The 16,314-nt window shown below is 68.0% G+C and carries 14 protein-coding genes; 6 read left to right on the top strand and 8 right to left on the bottom strand.

Annotated elements, in window-relative coordinates; translation table 11 throughout:
* Positions 1 to 127: 127 nt before the first annotated feature.
* On the top strand, positions 128 to 3,640 hold the full coding sequence (gene dnaE / locus F1599_RS19090; protein ID WP_150084138.1) for a DNA polymerase III subunit alpha: 3,513 nt from the start codon (positions 128 to 130) through the stop codon (positions 3,638 to 3,640).
* 22 nt (positions 3,641 to 3,662) lie between these two features.
* On the opposite strand, the gene F1599_RS19085 is transcribed toward dnaE, so the two are convergent.
* Positions 3,663 to 4,736 carry a glycosyltransferase family 4 protein gene (locus tag F1599_RS19085; protein ID WP_150084491.1) on the bottom strand — a complete coding sequence of 358 codons (1,074 nt, stop codon included), beginning with the start codon at positions 4,734 to 4,736 and terminating at the stop codon, positions 3,663 to 3,665.
* Between the two features lie 4 nt (positions 4,737 to 4,740).
* Positions 4,741 to 5,505 (bottom strand): glycosyltransferase family 2 protein, encoded by a 765-nt coding sequence (locus tag F1599_RS19080; protein WP_149317920.1) that lies wholly within the window; start codon positions 5,503 to 5,505, stop codon positions 4,741 to 4,743.
* 191 nt (positions 5,506 to 5,696) lie between these two features.
* Between F1599_RS19080 and F1599_RS19075 the strand changes: the two genes are divergently transcribed.
* The 5 genes from F1599_RS19075 (at position 5,697) to F1599_RS19055 (ending at position 10,829) form a co-directional block, all read left to right on the top strand.
* Positions 5,697 to 6,953: an O-antigen ligase family protein gene (locus tag F1599_RS19075; protein WP_223819765.1), complete on the top strand. Its 1,257-nt coding sequence runs from the start codon at positions 5,697 to 5,699 to the stop codon at positions 6,951 to 6,953.
* Positions 6,944 to 7,723, top strand: a complete 780-nt coding sequence (locus F1599_RS19070; protein ID WP_223819764.1) for a glycosyltransferase family 25 protein — start codon at positions 6,944 to 6,946, stop codon at positions 7,721 to 7,723. The genes F1599_RS19075 and F1599_RS19070 overlap by 10 nt, the downstream gene beginning before the upstream one ends.
* An 86-nt stretch (positions 7,724 to 7,809) precedes the next feature.
* Positions 7,810 to 9,534: a lipid A export permease/ATP-binding protein MsbA gene (msbA, locus tag F1599_RS19065; RefSeq protein ID WP_190286410.1), complete on the top strand. Its 1,725-nt coding sequence runs from the start codon at positions 7,810 to 7,812 to the stop codon at positions 9,532 to 9,534.
* Positions 9,535 to 9,704: 170 nt separating this feature from the next.
* Positions 9,705 to 10,355 (top strand): peroxidase-related enzyme, encoded by a 651-nt coding sequence (locus tag F1599_RS19060; protein ID WP_223819763.1) that lies wholly within the window; start codon positions 9,705 to 9,707, stop codon positions 10,353 to 10,355.
* A gap of 201 nt (positions 10,356 to 10,556) precedes the next feature.
* Complete coding sequence (locus F1599_RS19055) at positions 10,557 to 10,829, top strand: hypothetical protein (protein ID WP_223819805.1); 273 nt, start codon at positions 10,557 to 10,559, stop codon at positions 10,827 to 10,829.
* A 160-nt stretch (positions 10,830 to 10,989) separates the two neighbouring features.
* Here F1599_RS19055 and F1599_RS19050 read toward each other — a convergent pair whose 3' ends face one another.
* The 6 genes from F1599_RS19050 to F1599_RS19025 form a co-directional block, all read right to left on the bottom strand.
* Positions 10,990 to 11,565 carry a hypothetical protein gene (locus tag F1599_RS19050; RefSeq protein WP_395896451.1) on the bottom strand — a complete coding sequence of 192 codons (576 nt, stop codon included), beginning with the start codon at positions 11,563 to 11,565 and terminating at the stop codon, positions 10,990 to 10,992.
* 271 nt (positions 11,566 to 11,836) lie between these two features.
* Positions 11,837 to 13,300 carry a ribonuclease G gene (gene rng / locus F1599_RS19045; protein WP_149317922.1) on the bottom strand — a complete coding sequence of 488 codons (1,464 nt, stop codon included), beginning with the start codon at positions 13,298 to 13,300 and terminating at the stop codon, positions 11,837 to 11,839.
* A gap of 169 nt (positions 13,301 to 13,469) precedes the next feature.
* Complete coding sequence (locus tag F1599_RS19040; RefSeq protein ID WP_150084136.1) at positions 13,470 to 14,075, bottom strand: Maf family protein; 606 nt, start codon at positions 14,073 to 14,075, stop codon at positions 13,470 to 13,472.
* 70 nt (positions 14,076 to 14,145) lie between these two features.
* Positions 14,146 to 14,616, bottom strand: a complete 471-nt coding sequence (gene rlmH / locus F1599_RS19035; RefSeq protein ID WP_150084135.1) for a 23S rRNA (pseudouridine(1915)-N(3))-methyltransferase RlmH — start codon at positions 14,614 to 14,616, stop codon at positions 14,146 to 14,148.
* 31 nt (positions 14,617 to 14,647) lie between these two features.
* Entirely contained in the window at positions 14,648 to 15,478 is an 831-nt protein-coding gene (gene rsfS / locus F1599_RS19030; RefSeq protein WP_190286409.1) for a ribosome silencing factor, read from the bottom strand.
* A gap of 100 nt (positions 15,479 to 15,578) precedes the next feature.
* Entirely contained in the window at positions 15,579 to 16,313 is a 735-nt protein-coding gene (locus F1599_RS19025) for a nicotinate-nucleotide adenylyltransferase (protein ID WP_150084134.1), read from the bottom strand.
* Position 16,314 lies beyond the last annotated feature (1 nt).

Below are 16,314 nucleotides of genomic sequence, written 5' to 3'. Positions count from 1 at the left end.
TGCCACCGTGCCCGACACCGCCGCCCGCCTCGCACCGCCATCGCCTCGCCATCGCCTGGCGTGCCGCAGCGGATTTCGTCGCCCGCCGGCGGCCCGGCCGCGAGCTCGCGCCGGTACAATGGCGCCCATGTCTTCGCCCCGCTTCGTACATCTCCGCCTCCATTCCGAATACTCGATCGTCGACGGCATCGTCCGCCTCGAGGATGCGGTCAAGGCCGCCGCCGCCGACGGCATGGGCGCGCTTGCGCTGACCGACCTCGCCAACGCCTTCGGCCTGATCCGCTTCTACAAGGAGGCGCGCGGCGGTGGCGTCAAGCCCATCGTCGGCGCCGACGTCTGGCTGACCAACGCCGACGATCGCGACAAGCCCGCGCGCATGCTGCTGCTGGTGCAGGACCGGCGCGGCTACCTGAACCTGTGCGTGCTGCTGTCGCGCGCCTGGCTGTCGAACCAGTACCGCGGCCGCGCCGAGCTCGAGCCGACCTGGCTCGAGGAACCCGGCGAGGACGGCCTGCCGCTGTCGACGGGCCTGATCGCGCTGTCCGGCGCGATGGGCGGCGACGTCGGCCAGGCCCTGGCCAACGGCAACGACGCCGCCGCGCAGCGTGCCGCCCGGCACTGGGCCACGGTCTTCCCGCAGCGCTATTACATCGAGCTGCAGCGCGCCGGCCATCCGGGCACCGAGGCCTATGTGCAACGCGCGGTGCAGCTGGCCGCGGCGCTGCAGCTGCCGGTGGTCGCGACGCATCCGGTGCAGTTCATGACCCCCGACGACCATACCGCGCACGAGGCGCGCGTCTGTATCGCCGAGGGCGAGCTGCTGGCCAATCCGCGCCGCGTGCGCCGCTTCACCACCGACCAGTATTTCAAGACGCAGGACGAGATGTGCGCGCTGTTCGCCGACATCCCGTCCGCGCTCGAGAATGCGGTGCAGATCGCGCGCCGCTGCAACCTGACGCTCGAGCTCGGCAAGCCGCGCCTGCCGCTGTTCCCGACGCCGGACGGCATGTCGCTTGACGACTATCTCGTGCACATGTCGAAGGAGGGGCTGGAGCGCCGTCTGGAGGTGCTGTTCCCCGACGAGGCGACGCGCGAGGCCAGGCGCCCCGAGTACTACGCGCGGCTGGAATTCGAGACCGGCATCATCATCAAGATGGGGTTCCCCGGCTACTTCCTGATCGTGGCGGACTTCATCAACTGGGCCAAGAGCAACGGCGTGCCGGTCGGCCCGGGTCGCGGCTCGGGTGCCGGCTCGCTGGTCGCCTACGCGCTCGGCATCACCGACCTCGATCCGCTCAAGTACGCGCTGCTGTTCGAGCGTTTCCTGAATCCGGAGCGGGTGTCGATGCCCGACTTCGATATCGACTTCTGCCAGCACGGCCGCGATCGCGTGATCCAGTACGTCAAGGAGAAGTACGGCAAGGACGCGGTGTCGCAGATCGCCACCTTCGGCACCATGGCCGCCAAGGCCGCGGTGCGCGACGTCGGCCGCGTGCTCGACCTGGGCTACAACTTCGTCGACGGCGTGGCCAAGCTGATCCCGTTCAAGCCGGGCAAGCTGGTGACGATCGAGGAGGCCAAGAAGGAAGAGCCGCTGCTGACCGAGCGCGAAAACAACGAAGAGGAAGTGCGCCAGCTGCTCGAACTGGCGCAGCGCGTCGAAGGCATGACCCGCAACGTCGGCATGCACGCCGGCGGCGTGCTGATCGCGCCGGGCAAGCTGACCGACTTCTGCCCGCTGTACACGCAGGGCGGCCAGAACGACGGCATGAGCGGCGTGGTCAGCCAGTACGACAAGGACGACGTCGAGGCGGCGGGCCTGGTCAAGTTCGACTTTCTGGGCCTGACCACGCTGACCATCCTCGACTGGGCCGAGCGCTACATCCGCCGGCTCGATCCGGGCAAGGCCGACTGGAACTGCAGCCAGATCCCGCTCGACGATCCGGCCGCCTTCGACATCCTGAAGTCCGCCAACACGGTGGCGGTGTTCCAGCTGGAAAGCCGCGGCATGCAGGGCATGCTCAAGGACGCCAAGCCCGACCGCTTCGAGGACATCATCGCGCTGGTGTCGCTGTACCGCCCCGGCCCGATGGACCTGATCCCCAGCTTCTGCGCGCGCAAGCACGGCCGCGAGAAGGTGGAATATCCGGACCCGCGCGTCGAACCCGTCCTGAAAGAGACCTACGGCATCATGGTCTATCAGGAGCAGGTGATGCAGATGGCGCAGATCATCGGCGGCTACTCGCTCGGCGGTGCCGACCTGCTGCGCCGCGCGATGGGCAAGAAGAAGCCCGAGGAGATGGCCAAGCATCGCGAGCTGTTCCGCGAGGGCGCGGCGAAGAACGGGCTGTCGGCCGACAAGGCCGACGAGATCTTCGACCTGATGGAGAAGTTCGCCGGCTACGGCTTCAACAAGTCGCACGCGGCCGCCTATGCCTTGCTGGCGTACTACACGGCCTGGCTGAAGGCGCACCATCCGGCCGAATTCATGGCGGCCAACATGTCGCTGGCGATGGACGACACCGACAAGGTCAAGATCCTCTACGAGGATTGCCGCGCCAACGGGCTGCGCGTGCTGCCGCCGGACGTCAACGCCAGCGAATACCGCTTCGCGCCGACCGATGCGAAGACGATCCGCTACGGCCTGGGCGGCATCAAGGGTTCCGGCCAGGGCGCGATCGAGGACATCCTGCGCGCGCGCGAGGAACGGCCGTTCACCGACCTGTTCGACTTCTGCGAGCGCGTCGACCGCCGCCAGGTCAACCGCCGCACGATCGAGGCGCTGATCCGCGCCGGCGCCTTCGACACGCTGCATCCGAACCGCGCCCAGCTGCTGGCCTCGGTGCCGCGCGCGATGGAGGCCGCGGAGCAGAAGGCCGAGTCGGCCAACCAGGTGTCGCTGTTCGACCTGATGGCCGACGACGGCGATGCGCACCGCCCGGAGCTGATCGACGAGCCGGCCTGGACGCCGAAGCGGATGCTGCAGGAGGAAAAGCAGGCGCTCGGCTACTACTTCTCCGGCCACCTGTTCGACGCCTATCGCGACGAGGTGCGGCGCTTCGTCAAGGGCACGCTGGCGTCGCTGGAAAAGGAAGTGCAGGGCAACGGCGGCGGCTACGGTCGCGACGTGCGCGGCAAGATGGTCGCCGGCGTGATCACCGGCATCCGCACGCAGATGACGCAGCGCGGCAAGATGCTGATCGTGCTGCTCGACGACGGCACCGGGCAGATCGAGATGACGGTGTTCAACGAGCTGTTCGACGCCAACCGGCACATGTTCCGCGAGGACGAACTGCTGATCGCGCAGGGCAATGCCCGCCACGACACCTTCACCGGCGGGGTGCGCTTCACCGCGGAAACCGTGATGGACCTGACCACCGCGCGGATCCGCAACGCGCGCGCGCTGAAGCTGTCGCTGAACGGCAATTCGTCGACCGCGATGCTGCGCGAGCTGCTGACCCCGCATCTGGCCGCGTCGGCGGGCAGCCCCGGGCTGCCGGTCTGCATCCAGTACGCCAGCGCCTCGGCGGTCTGCGAGGCGGTGCTGGGCCAGGCGTGGCAGGTGGTGCCGTCGGACGACACGCTGGCGGCGTTGCGGGCGGCGCTGTCGCCGGAGTGTGTCAGTACGCTGTACGAGTGAGGCAGTCAGGCGGGCTGGCGCTTCAACGCTGGCGCGCCTTTTCGGCCAGCGCCATCAGTGCCTCGGCATGGCGGCCGACGTCCGGATCGTAGCGCAGCAAGCTCAGTGGCACGTCGATGCGGGCCTGTCCGTCGCGTACGCGCCGGACGGCCTCGCGCAGCGCGGCGGCGACGCTGTCGTCGTCCGTCCGCGAGAACGGGAGCACCGCTTGCGGCGCGATGACTTCCAGGCATGCGATGTTGTCGGCGAACACCAGTGGCGTGCCACACAGCACCGACTCCACGCCGACCAGACCGAACGGCTCGTAGTCGGATGCGAGGACTGTGTAGTCTGCTGCCCGATACAGGGATTCGATATCGCTGACATAGCCCATTTCGCGCACGCGTGGCAACGGCCGTCCTACAGGTCGGCCGGCTACGGCAAGGGTGACAGGGAGGTTCGACTCCGCGTGTAATATGGCGAAATGCCGGGCCAGCAGGTCCAGGCCCTTGCGCGCGTGGCCTGACGAAGGAAAGAGGAAGACCAACTCGTCATCGGCAAAGCCGTGCTTGCGGCGGAGCGACTGTCGCTGGGACGCGTCCACCGGGGTGAAGCGGCGCGTATCGACTGGCGGGTACAGCAGCGCGATGCGGTCCTCGGCGATGCCATACAGGGATACCAGCTCGCTGCGCATCAGCGCCGAGTGCGCCACCACCGTGCTGGCGCCCGCGTACTGATCGCTCTCGAGCCGGATTTGCCAGCGGTCAGCCAGACTCGGGGCTTTGCCGCGCGCGGCAAGATAGCCTCGATGGGTGCCGCCGCAAATCGCCAGATCGGCGCCGCGTACGCGGTTGCACCCGATCAGTACGTCGCTGTGGCGCTTCAACGTCTGCAGACGCCACGAGAAAACATGGTCGCGCCATTTACCGGGCAGCATCGATACGTTGATCCGGTGTCCTTCGATGGTCTTGCCACCGGCCTCTGCGGCATCGAACTTGCGCGCGTAGACCGCCACCGGCCGGGGAGAGCGGGCCGCTATGGCGGCGGCGATGTCCAAGGCGTAGCGCTCGAGCCCACCACCGGCGCCAAAGCGGTTGCATGCAATGCCGAATTTCAGCGAATCAGCCGTCATGGGGGTTCCGGGTTTGTTCATGCAATTGCACGAGCTTCGCGTACTTGTAGTAACTCGCCTGGGCGTTCATCAGCGCCACCCCAAAGCCGGCGGCGCCGTCAAGAAAGCCACGCTTGAGCAGATAGGTGCGAACGAAGGCCCAGAGACCGTGCCCCGCCGCACCGGCGATCGAGCTGCGCTTGCCCCGCTGGAACGCCTGCTGGGCCCCCGCGCTGGAATAGGTGTCGATCTTGCGCAGCACATCGGCGTAGCTTCGATAGCTGTGGTGGATCAGCGGTTCGCGCAGCCGGACGATGGGGTCTTCGACTCGCAGGTGCTCGTGCACCAGATCGTCGGTGAAGCGACCCCGGTTGCGGCGGAACACCCGGGTCACGTAATCGGGATACCAGCCGGCATGGCGGACGAAGGTGCCGCAGAACGCGGACAGGCGCGGCAGCGCCAGCGCGGCGCCACTGCCATCGTCCAGATGCGTCTCGATTTCCCGCCGTAGAGCGGGGGTGACACGCTCGTCGGCATCGATGCTCAGGATCCAGTCCCCCGTGGCTGCGGCGATGGCGCGATTCTTCTGTGGACCGAAGCCCGGCCAGTCCTCCGTCTGGATGACAGTGGCGCCAGCGGCACGTGCTAGGGCGACCGTGTCGTCCTCGCTAGACCAATCCACTATAATCCGCTCGTCGCACCAGGCAACGCTGTCCAGGCACGCCGCGATATTGCGCGATTCATTCCTGGTGATGATGACCACCGAGATTTTCATAACCAACAGATTCCGTCGCGTGGGCGGATCAGATATGCGCAGGGCCGGATCAGCTCCAGGGACTGCCTGCGCTTGAGAAAGCGCTGATTCTACCGCAGCGATATTGCGCATCCTGCGGCTGCCCGGCCGTGTGTCCCGATCACTCGACGCGCGCCGTCCAACGCCAAACCGTATTGATGACGATTGCCCCGATGTCCCGCCTCGGCGGGGTGGAGAAAATTTGGTCCGCAATAGCCTGTGCCGCCCTGGTCGCTTTTCCAGCGCTGTTGCTGCGATTCCCGTCCGCAGCAAACACTGGCTTTACCGTACTGTTGGTCTGGGGACTTTGGGTGCTCGTCGTCCCACCGCGTAATGGCGAGCGGGAGTGGCGCCTGGTTGGATGCCATTGGCCGATGGTGGTCGGCATGGCGGGCTTGCCCGTGGCCCTTCTGTTCCATCAACTCGTCCACTGGCAGGGAATACCCGGCATCCCTTACGTTTATTCGCGTTTCGCTTTGTTCGCCCTGCTGGCCTGCGGCTTTCTAAGGCTGGGCGGCGCCGTGCGCCTGATGCAATGGGGACTGGTGGTCGGGGCCATCGGCTCCGCCGTTTGGATCCATGTCGCGGCTGCCCACGGCCGGCCGAGTCATGTCGGCGTGAACAATGTCATTCCTTTCGCCAACCTGTCGCTGACCATGGGTATCCTGGCTTGGATATCAATCGGCTGGAACCGCCGCGACGAGTGGCTGCAGATTGCGTTGAAGGTGTTTGCGGGGCTGGCTGCAATCTACACGTCCTACCTCAGCGCGACCAGGGGAAGCTGGATCGCGATTCCCATCCTGCTGCTGATCGTGCTGATGTCCTCGCGCCGCCTGACGGTGCGCAACCGCTGGCGCTTGCTGCTGTTGCTGCTGGCGGTTATTGGCGTACTTGGCTATAGCAGCGAGGTCGTGACCACACGGGTGCATGACGCGGTGCGCAGCTTGGCAGGGTACATGGAAGCCAATGTGCGGGACACCTCGGAGGGCATCCGGCTGCAACTGTGGCGCGGCTCGATGCTACTGCTAGCCGAACATCCGCTGACGGGGGTCGGTCCCGACAATTGGGCCGCCGCTTTGTCCGAACTTGTGCGGCGCGGGGTGGTGACGCCGACGGCTGCTGCCTTCGATCATTCCCACAATGACCTGTTGTACGCCGCGGCGACGCTTGGCGTGCCGGGCCTGATTGCCGTCCTTGCGCTGTATTTGGTGCCGATGGCCTACTTTCTGCGGCACCTGCGCTGTCCGGACGGCACCGCCAGCATCGCCGCCGCCATGGGGCTCGCTACCGCCGTCGGCTTCCTCGTCTTCGGACTGACCGAAAGCATGTTCTATATCGCGATGACCAATGCCTTCTACGTCGTCAACATGGCCGCATGCTTCGCCTTGGTGGTGGGCCGCAAAGGGCAAAGCGAGGCCGTGTGTCCGTGATCCCCGCTTATGTCATCAATATGGAGCATGCCGCCGAGCGGCGCGCGCGCATCGGCGCCCAGCTCGACGAGCTTGGCGTGCCATACCGGCTCTTCCACGCAGTCGATGGACGACGGCTCGATGACGGGGAAGTCGCGAAGCACTACAACGAGACCGCGGCACGCACCGAATATCGGCCCTTGTCGCGCGGAGAACTGGGTTGTGCGTTGAGTCATCTCGGCGTCTATCGCCAGATGCTCGAAGATGGTTCGCCTTTCGCGCTCGTGCTCGAGGACGATGCAGCGCTCGGCGATGCCCTGCCCGCGACGCTGGACGCGCTGGCACGCACGCTCGACCCAGCGGAACCGGTTGCCGTGCTGCTGTCCCACGTCGATAAGTTCACGCAGTGGGGTCGAGTGCCGCTCGATGGACAACGGCAGCTCGTTCGTCGCTACGGCGAATGGTGGCGCGCGCACGGTTACGTAATTAGCAGGGCTGCGGCGCAGCGTCTGCTGGAAGGCCTGCAGCCGGTCTGGTGCGCCGCCGATTACTGGTCCGCCTTCGAGCGGCGCGGCCTGATCGAAGTGCGCGCGGTGGTGCCATATTGCATCGGCCTGACGGAACTGGCCGCCGCATCGTCGCTCGAGGATCACCGTGCGCCACTGGACGCAACCGACAAGGCTCGGCGGAGCATCGGCTATTATCTGCGGCGCTATCTTGTCCAGCGCTTCCTGTTCCAGCTCTTTGTCCGTCCGTTCCTGCGCGTGGCAAAACAGAAACGCAACTGGTAGCGCACGACGCGCCAGTTCCCGATTCCTCGCCTCAGTACTCCATGGCAACTCACACTCCCCTTGAAGCTTCCGCGCCACAGAACAATATGGCGAGACGACTCTGGTCCTACCTGCGCCCGGAGTTGCGCATCTTCATCGCCGCCATCGTCGCGATGGCCGTCGTGGCCGCCAGCGAAGGGGTGATCCCCAAGGTCGTCAACGATCTGCTGGACAAGGGCTTCGGCGGCGACTACGCCGGCAAGCTGTGGCATGTGCCGGCGATCCTGACCGGCGTCGCGCTGATCCGCGGCCTGGCGCAGTTCGCCTCCGGCTATCTGCTGAGCCTGATCTCCAACCGCGTGCTGCTGAAGATGCGGCTGCAGATGTTCGAGCGCATGCTGCATGTGCCGGCGATGTTCTTCCATCGCAATACCGCGGCGTCGCTGATCAATGCGGTGATCTTCGAGGTCAACCAGGTGCTGCAGATCCTGACCAGCGTGTTCATCACGCTGGTGCGCGATTCGCTGACGGTGGTCGCGCTGTTGATCTACCTGTTCTACACGAACTGGCGGCTGACGCTGATCGTCGCGGTGATCCTGCCGGTGATCGGCTACCTGATGTCGAAGATCAACCGGCGCCTGCGCAAGCTCAACCGCGAGCACCAGACGCTGACCAACAGCGCCGCCTATGTCGTCGAGGAAGCGGCGGGCGGCTTCAAGGTGGTCAAGCTGCACGGCGGCGAGACCTACGAGCTGGCGCGCTTTCGCGCGATGGCCGAGCGGCTGAAGAACTATTCGATGCGGATGGCGGTCGCGGGCGGGCTGAACCAGCCGGTCACTGCGTTCCTGGCCGCGCTGGCGCTGTCGGTGATCATCACCATCGCGATGGTGCAGGCGCAGGGCAACCAGACCACCATCGGCGGCTTCACCGGCTTCGTGATGGCGATGCTGCTGCTGATCTCGCCGCTGAAGCACCTGACCGACATCAACCAGCCGCTGACGCGCGGCATGACCGCCGCCGAGATGATTTTCCGGCTGATCGACGAGCCGGTGGAGCCGCAGCAGGGCGGGCTGCCGCTGGACCGCGCGCGCGGCGAGCTGGTGTTCGAGCGCGTCGGCTTCCGCTATGGCGACGCCGGGCGCCCGGCGCTGCAGGACGTGTCGCTGCAGGTCAGCCCGGGCGAGGTGCTGGCGCTGGTCGGCCCGTCCGGCAGCGGCAAGACCACGCTGGTCAACCTGGTGCCGCGCTTCTTCGACCCGACCGAAGGGCGCATCCTGCTCGACGGCCAGCCGCTCGATGCGCTGGCGTTGAAGGACCTGCGCCGCCAGATCGCCTTCGTCAGCCAGGACGTGGTGCTGTTCAACGACACCGTCGCCGCCAACGTGGCCTACGGCGTGCACTCGGCCGACCAGATCGACATGGCGCGGGTCGAACGCGCGCTCGAGGCCGCCTACCTGACCGACGTGGTCAAGGGGCTGCCAGAGGGTTTGCAGACCAATATCGGCGACAACGGCATGAAGCTGTCGGGCGGACAGCGCCAGCGCCTGGCGATCGCGCGCGCGCTGTACAAGGACGCGCCGATCCTGATCCTGGACGAGGCCACCTCGGCGCTGGATTCGGAGTCCGAGCGCCAGGTCCAGGCCGCGCTGGAATCGCTGATGGTCGGCCGTACCACGCTGGTGATCGCGCACCGCCTGTCGACCATCGAGAACGCCGACCGCATCGCGGTGCTGGATCAGGGACGCATCGCCGAGCACGGCACCCATGCCGAGCTGCTGGCCGCGAACGGGCTGTACGCCGGGCTGCACCGGATCCAGTTCGCGACGCAGTAAGCCTGCCGCGGGGGCGCCGTGCCGCGGTGCGATTCGGTGCGGTGCGGTGCGCCACCGGCCGGCCTCGCTTGGCGTGCCGCCGTGGCTGGCCGATACTGTGGCATGCCTCGCGCGCCGCGCGACGGCCATGCCGGCGGACGGATGGACCGGAATCAACCGAGGAGACCACGATGAGCGAATCGCAGCAAGGCCGTGCCGCGCAGGGCGCGGCAGCCGGCAAGTCCGGCGGCAGTGTCGACAGCAAGCCGATCAGCCGCTATCCGGTGCCGACGCTGGAGCAGGTTCCGGACGATATCCGCGAGCGCATCCTGGCGGTGCAGGAGAAGGCCGGCTTCGTTCCCAACGTCTTTCTCGCGCTGGCGCACCGGCCGGCCGAGTTCCGCGCCTTCTTCGCCTATCACGACGCGCTGATGGACAAGGAGGGCGGACTGAGCAAGGGCGAGCGCGAGATGATCGTGGTCGCCACCTCCGGCGTCAACCAGTGCCTGTATTGCGTGGTCGCGCACGGCGCGATCCTGCGCATCTACGAGAAGAAGCCGCTGCTGGCCGACCAGGTCGCGGTCAACTATCGCAAGGCCGACCTGCCGCCGCGCCAGCGCGCGATGCTCGATTTCGCGATGAAGGTCTGCCAGGCCTCGCACGAGATCGACGAATCCGATTTCGAGGCGCTGCGCCCGCACGGCTTCTCCGACGAGGACGCGTGGGACATCGCCGCCATCACCGCCTTCTTCGGCCTGTCCAACCGGATGGCCAACACCATCGGCATGCGTCCCAACGACGAGTTCTTCCTGATGGGACGTGTGCCGAAGGCCAAGCCGTAATCCGGTGCCGGGACCGGCCGTCTCGCCCGCGGACGGCGGATGCCGTCCGCTCCCGACCTGCAAGGAGATTGCATGCCAAGGATCGTCGACCGATCGCGTCTTACCTCGCTTCTTTCCGCGCTTGTTTCCGCGCTTCGTTACCCGCTGCTGCCTCGTCTGACCCGCACGGGCCGGCTGGCTGGCGCCGCTGCCGGCGCGGCCATGCTGACCGCCTGCGCCAGCGAACCGCCGCCGGGCCCGCCGCCGCCGCCGATGGGAGGCGCCGCCACGCCGCAGGGCTGCGCCGCCGACAAGCTGGCCGACGACGCGCTGGTCGGCAAGCCCGAGGCCGAGGCGATCGCGCTGCTGGATGGCTGCGCCTGGCGCATCGGCCAGCGCGACGCGCAGCAGTTCCCCGGCACCATGGACTATCGTCCGGACCGGCGCACGCTCGGCATCGCGGGCGGCCTGGTGGTCTGGGTCAAGCGCGGCTGAAATGCCAGGCGCGGGCGTGGCGGCGCGCCGGCCGGCGCCGCAGTCGTATGGCGCGTGGCGCGCCGCGCGCCGTCCGGTGTCGTCCGGTGGGTGGCTTGTGACCGATGGCCTGGGGCTTGCGGCGAGCAGCGTGTAGCGTGCGGCGTGTTGTGTGGCCGGCCTACTTGACCTGCGCGCACATGCCGCTGGCCGGGTCGAACATCACCGGCCACGCTTCTTCGTAGATTCCCGGCGTGCAGCGCTTCTGGCAATTGGCATGGGCCAGCGTGACGCGCCGCGGGTCCTGCCACACCATCAGCTTGCAGCCGCTGTCGTCGCGCGCCACCAGTTCGATATGCGGGGCCTTCTGGACCTGCCTGAATTCGCTCAGATCGAAGGCGCAGGAGCCGCGTCGCCGGGGCACCCACAGCTTCCAGTTCAACGCCTGGACCTCGTTCGCGGCGACGCGCACGCGCGCCTCTTCCCGAAAGCCGTCGTCCTCGGTGCGGCTGCAATAGCCGGCGAGCTCGATCACGCGCGAGGGAATCGGTGGAGGAGGGGCGGGCGTGACCTGCCGTTCGGGCGCGGCCGGCGGCAACGAGGGCGCGCGTTTGGCCAGTTCCTGCACGGGCGTGCAGCCCGGCAAGGCCAGCAGTCCCGCGAGCAGTGCCGCCGGTAGTGCCTGCGGTAGCCTCGCTGCCGCTCGCGCCGGTAGTCCTGCCGCCAGTCCTGCCGCCAGTCCCGCCGCTAATCGCACCGGTATTCCTGCCCGTATTCCTGCCGGTAGTCCGGGAAGCAGCGGGCCTGCCCATGGCGCGATCCGCCGCGCCGACGGCCCTTGGGCCATTGCGTCATTCCAGCGTGTCATCGTCCGCTCCCGCCGCCGCGCCAGGCGCGCGCCATCCTCCTAATCGTTATAGAAGATTGGTGCGGGGATGGCATGCGGTCTGACCCTGAGGGCGCGTTCCGGGCGGAACGCGGGCGGGCCGCGCCGACATCGACGCCGACATCAACGCCGACATCGAGGCCTACATCAGGATGATGTCGTACTGCTCCTGATGGAAGGTCGATTCGACCTGCAGCGAAATCGGCTTGCCGATGAAGTCGCCGAGCATCGCCATATGCTGGCTTTCCTCCTCGAGGAAGAGGTCGATCACTTCCTGCGAGGCCAGGATGCGGAACTCGCGCGGATTGAACTGGCGCGACTCGCGCATGATCTCGCGCAGGATTTCGTAGCACACCGTGCGCGGCGTCTTGACCTGGCCCTTGCCCTGGCAGACGGGGCACTGCTCGCACAGCACGTGCGCCAGCGATTCGCGCGTGCGCTTGCGCGTCATCTCGACCAGGCCCAGCTGCGAGAAGCCGTTGACGGTGATGCGGGTGCGGTCGCGCGACAGCGCGCGCTTCAGTTCCGACAGCACCGCGTCGCGGTGCTCGGCGTTCTCCATGTCGATGAAGTCGATGATGATGATGCCCCCGAGATTGCGCAGGCGCAGTTGGCGCGCGATCGTGTGCGCCGCCTCCAGGTTGGTCTTGAAGATCGTGTCGTCGAAATTGCGCGCGCCGACATAGCCGCCGGTGTTGACGTCGATCGTCGTCATCGCCTCGGTCTGGTCGATCATCAGATACCCGCCCGACTTCAGGTCGACGCGCCGGGACAGCGCACGCTCGATTTCCGCGTCGATATTGAACAGGTCGAAGATCGGCCGCTCGCCGGTGTAGTGCGACAGCCGCGGCAGCACCGCCGGCGTGTATTCCTGCGCGAACTCGACCAGCTTCTGGTAGTTCTCGCGCGAATCGACCTGGATCACGCCGGTGGCGTCATTGACGAAATCGCGCAGCACGCGCTGGGCCAGGCTCAGGTCCTGGTACAGCAGGCTCGGCGCCGGCAGCGTGGTCGCATTGAGCCGGATCGCGCCCCAGATCTTGCGCAGGTAGGCGATGTCGTTGCCCAGCTCCTCGTCGGTCGCCTCCTCGGCGATGGTCCGGACGATGAAGCCGCCGCGCTCCTCCTCCGGCACCAGCCCCTGCACGCGCGCGCGCAGCGCCTCGCGATCGACTTCGCCCTCGATCCGCTGGGAGATGCCGATATGGGGGTCCTGCGGCAGATAGACCAGCGTGCGGCCGGCGATGCTGACCTGGGTCGACAGCCGCGCGCCCTTGGTGCCGATCGGGTCTTTGATCACCTGCACCATCAGCGCCTGGCCCTCGAACAGCGTCTTTTCGATCGCCAGCTGCGTGCTGCCGTTGCGGTCCGGCTCGCGCCGGTGCCAGATATCGGCGACGTGCAGGAACGCGGCCCGCTCGAGCCCGATGTCGATGAAGGCCGATTGCATGCCGGGCAGCACGCGCACCACCTTGCCCAGATAGATATTGCCGACCAGTCCGCGCGTCAGCGTGCGCTCCACATGAAGCTCCTGCACCGCGGCCTGCTGCACGATGGCCACGCGTGTTTCCTGCGGGGTGATATTGACGAGGATGTCTTCGGTCATGTTTTGTGCGATCCGTCGCCGGCTGGCTGGCTCCGTCGACGGTTGTCCGTCGCGGCGGAGCAGGTTGGTCCCCTGGATGCCGGGCGGCGCGGTCGGTGGGGGACCGGCGCCATGTTCGGCTTGCCCGGCGTTGTGGCGTCGTGGCGTTGCGGCGTTCCGGCGCCGCGCCTCAGAAGCGCAGGCCGGCCTGTCGCAACAGCGCTGCCGTCTCGAACAGGGGCAGGCCCATGATACCCGAATAGCTTCCCGCGATCCGCTGCACGAACTCGGCGGCGCGGCCCTGGATGCCATATGCGCCGGCCTTGCCGAGCGGTTCGCCGCTGGCCACGTAGCGCGCGATCTCGTCCTCGCGCATCGCGCGGAAGCTGACCTCGGAGATCGACAGCGCATGGTGCGCGCCGAGCGTCGAGGCCACGGTCACCGCGGTCAGCACGCGGTGCGTGGTGCCGGACAGCGCCGCCAGCATCGCCGCGGCGTCGTCCGCATGTTGGGGCTTGCCGAGGATGCGGCCGTCCAGGCAGACCGTGGTGTCGGAGGTCAGGATCGGCGCATCGGGCAGCGCGCGGCGCTCGCGGCGGCGCAGCGCGGCCTCGGCCTTCAGCGCGCAGACGCGCTGCACGTAGTCGTCCGGCGTCTCGCCGGGCAGCACCGCTTCGAGCGCCTCGGCGTCTTCGTCGTCGTCGGGCAGCAGCAGCTGGTAGGACACGCCGAGCTGGGTCAGCAGTTCGCGGCGGCGGGGGCTTTGGGAGGCGAGGTAGAGGACGTCGTGGAGCACGGTGGCACGGGCGCGGCGGGCGCGCTCAGGGACAAGGGTGGGACGACGGTTCAGACCGGGCGAGCAGGGATCAGACCCGATGGTAAGGGTGGTTCTGCGTGACGGTCCAGGCGCGGTACAGCTGCTCGGCCAGCAGCACGCGCACCATGCCGTGCGGCAGCGTCAGGCTCGAGAGCCGCAGCAGCGTCTGCGCGCGCGCCTTCAGCGCGGGGTCGAGCCCGTCGGCGCCGCCGATCAGGAAGGCGACGTCGCCGCCCTCGCGCTGCCAGCCGGTCAGCTGCTCGGCCAGCTGCATCGTGGTCAGGTCGCGGCCGCGTTCGTCCAGCGCGACGATGCGGCACTGGCGCGGCAGCGCGGCCTCGATGCGCGCGGCCTCGCGCTGCATCACGGTCGCGGCGTTATTGCTGGCGGTGCGCGCCTCGGGCTTGATCTCGCGCAGCACGATGCGCAGCTCCGGCGGCATGCGCTTGGCATACTCGGCGAAGCCCGCCTCGATCCAGGCCGGCATCTTGTGTCCGACCGCGACGATCAGCAACTGCACGGCGACGCGCTGCTGCGGGATGGGACCCGGCTCAGGCCGAGCGCGTGGCGCGCTTGCGCGGTGCCGCGGTCTTGGCGGCGGCGCTGCGCGTGGCGGTGCTCTTGGCCGCGGTACGGGTGCCGGTGCCGGTGCCGGTGCCGGTTCCCGTCCTGGCCGCCGTCTTGGCAGCGGTCTTCGTAGCAGTCTTGGTGGCGGTCTTGGCCGCGGCCTTGCGGGCGGCGCCGGTACCGCTGCCGGTACCCGTGCGGGCCGGGGCCTTGCGCGCCGGCGCGGCGCCGCTGCTGCTGGTGGTGCGGGGGCGGGCGACCGGCTTGCGCTGCGTGGCGATCGCGTCCGGATCGGTGTCCTCGTGGCCCATCGGCGGCGAAGGCTCCTTCATGCCTTCGGGCAGGCGGGCCAGCGCCGGGCGTTCGCCGGCGGCGCGGCGCGTGGCGCGGGCGCGCGGCGCCTTCTGGCCTGCGTCCTCGTCGTCCTCGTCGTCCATCGGCTCGCTGGCCTTGATCAGCCCCTTGCCGGTGCTGCCGAGCTTGATCCGCACCGGCTTGTCGCCCCAGATCTCTTCCAGGTTGTAGTACTGGCGCAGCTGCGGCTGCAGGATATGCACCACCGCGTCGCCGCAGTCGACCAGCACCCATTCGCCGGTCTCCATGCCTTCCACCGCGACGATGTGGCCGCCGGCTTCCTTGACGGTGTCGCGTACCGAGGCGGCCAGCGCCTTGGTCTGCCGGTTCGAGGTGCCGCTGGCGATCACCACGCGGTCGAACAGTTCGGTCAGGTGCGTGGTGTCGAACACCTTGATGTCCTGTGCCTTGACGTCCTCGAGGCCATCGACGATGGCGCGTTGCAGTTTGCGAATATCCATGGTGCCTTGGTGGTGCCCTTGTATTTTGTCAGCGAGGGATCGGTGGCCGTGGCCGCGTCCCGGGCCATTGCCAACGGCCGGCCCGGTTCCACGGTCCTGCTCAGTCCTGGCGATAGAGTCCGTGGGTGGCGATGTAGTGTGCCACGCCCGGGGGGAGTTGGTCATCCGCGCGCTGGCCGGCGGCGAGGCGCTGGCGCAGGGCGGTGGAGGAGAGGTCGACGGCGAGCGTCTGGTCGATCCACATCCGGCCGGAGGGCGTGGATTGTATCAGGTGCGCGTCGGCGCGGCGTTGGGCCAGCGCGTCGCGCACCGGGCCGTCGAGCCGGTCCAGCGCGAAGCCGGGCCGGGTCGCGACGCACAGATGGACGTAGTCGAGCAGATCCTCCCAGCCATGCCAGGTGTGCAGGCGCAGCAACTGGTCGGCGCCCATCAGCCAGGCCAGCGAGGCTTCCGGGCCGTATTGCTCGCGCAGCTGGCGCACCGTGTCGATGGTGTAGCTCGGGCCGGCGCGATCGACCTCCATGCGGCTGGCGTGGACCCGCGCCGGCGCGTCGGCCAGCGCCGCGGCGGCCAGCTCGGTCATCGCCAGCCGGTCGGCGGCCGGCGTCACGTCGTTGCCTTTCTGCCACGACTGGCCGGTAGGGATCCACAGCAGCTCGTCCAGCTGCAGATGGTCGATGCACAGCCGCGCCAGCGCGAGGTGGCCGACATGGGGCGGATCGAAGGTGCCGCCGAGGATGCCGAGGCGCCAGGGGCGGCCGTGCCGGGCGGGATCCGGATCGTCGGCCTGGGCAGGCCGGTTCGGCGCGCTGGCGGCGGGGGCAGTGATGTTCATC

It is taken from the genome of Cupriavidus cauae (genome assembly GCF_008632125.1).
GTDB classification, from domain to species: Bacteria; Pseudomonadota; Gammaproteobacteria; order Burkholderiales; family Burkholderiaceae; genus Cupriavidus; species Cupriavidus cauae.
This window is presented reverse-complemented; position numbering and strand designations above follow the sequence as displayed.